This is a genomic window from Candidatus Glassbacteria bacterium, from assembly GCA_019456185.1.
Lineage (GTDB): Bacteria > Gemmatimonadota > Glassbacteria > GWA2-58-10 > GWA2-58-10 > JAJRTS01.
The window spans coordinates 1-1,002 of sequence record VRUH01000172.1; the positions used below are offsets into that span (position 1 = coordinate 1).

Sequence of the window (1,002 nt, forward strand, 5' to 3'; positions counted from 1 at the left end):
AAGGGGTTGGGGTATGGATTGTGATAAGATTCTCTTCACCGTCCATGCCCTGCGCCGCATGTTTGAACATCGCATGTATTAACGCCGCATCGGAAAGGACGATGTGATCCAGGCCATCAGGGGAGGAGTAGTCATCCGGGAATACCCTGACGATACGCCTCATCCCAGTTTTCTCATTCTGCAAGAGGATGCCTCGCGCCCACTGCATGTGGTGGTAGCCCGCGATGACGAAGGGGGGGGAATGCACGGTGGTCACGGTGTATATTCCCGATCCCCATGCATGGATGCCGGATTTTCGAACCAGGAGGAATTGATGCATTGCGTATTGTGCAGGCAAGGCCAAACCAGCCGGGGTGAAACCACGGTCACCCTGACCCGTGGCGATACAACGGTGGTCATCAAGGGTGTGCCCGCCGATATTTGCGATAATTGCGGCGAACCCTACCTGGACGAAGACACCAGCGGGTGGGTGCTGGAAAGGGCGGAACAGGCTGTCCGCAACGGTTCGGAGGTGGAAATCATCCGGTACGCTGCCTGAAGCAAACGATGGGGGATTACGGATGGATAAGGCCGGTGCAATTAAAATCATCGAAAAATTGGCGGATGGGATGCACCCCGAAACCGGGCAACCCCTGCAACCGGGTGGTGTTCTGGACCGTCCCGAAGTGATCCGCGCTCTGAACATCGCCACCCGCACCCTCCGGGCTTCCCACAGATCGCAACGGGCCTTGCAGGCCGCCCCCAATGCCGGAAAATCCTGGGGAAAATCGGAAGACCAACGGCTGCTGGCGGATTGGGAAATGGAAAAAGACCTGCGGGTGCTGGCAAACCGTCACGGACGCACCGCCATAGCTATCCGTTCCCGCTTGATTAAACACGGAAAGATTGAACCATGACCCACCCGCCGGAATTTCGCCTGCAACGGTCCAGCCTGTTCGTTCCGGCGACCTCGGAGCGCTTCTTCGCCAAGGGCGCGGCCAGCGAGGCGGACGGTATCATCCT

Annotated in this window: 3 protein-coding genes; 2 read left to right on the top strand and 1 reads right to left on the bottom strand. The window is 58.3% G+C overall.

Annotation, left to right across the window (positions count from 1 at the left end):
• A partial coding sequence (locus tag FVQ81_18700; protein MBW7998560.1) for a hypothetical protein occupies nt 1–256 on the bottom strand: 256 nt, incomplete at its 3' end.
• 57 nt (nt 257–313) lie between these two features.
• On the opposite strand from FVQ81_18700, the gene FVQ81_18705 reads away from it, so the two are divergent.
• On the top strand, nt 314–538 hold the full coding sequence (locus FVQ81_18705) for a type II toxin-antitoxin system MqsA family antitoxin (GenBank protein MBW7998561.1): 225 nt from the start codon (nt 314–316) through the stop codon (nt 536–538).
• Between the two features lie 22 nt (nt 539–560).
• Nucleotides 561–896, top strand: coding sequence for a hypothetical protein (locus FVQ81_18710; GenBank protein ID MBW7998562.1), 336 nt, complete (start codon nt 561–563; stop codon nt 894–896).
• The last annotated feature ends 106 nt before the right edge of the window (nt 897–1,002 follow it).

Excerpts from the sequence above, each read along its gene's own strand:
- FVQ81_18705 (MBW7998561.1), top strand. The coding sequence starts at position 314 with ATGCATTGCGTATTGTGCAGGCAAGGCCAAACCAGCCGGGGTGAAACC.
- FVQ81_18710 (MBW7998562.1), top strand. The coding sequence starts at position 561 with ATGGATAAGGCCGGTGCAATTAAAATCATCGAAAAATTGGCGGATGGG.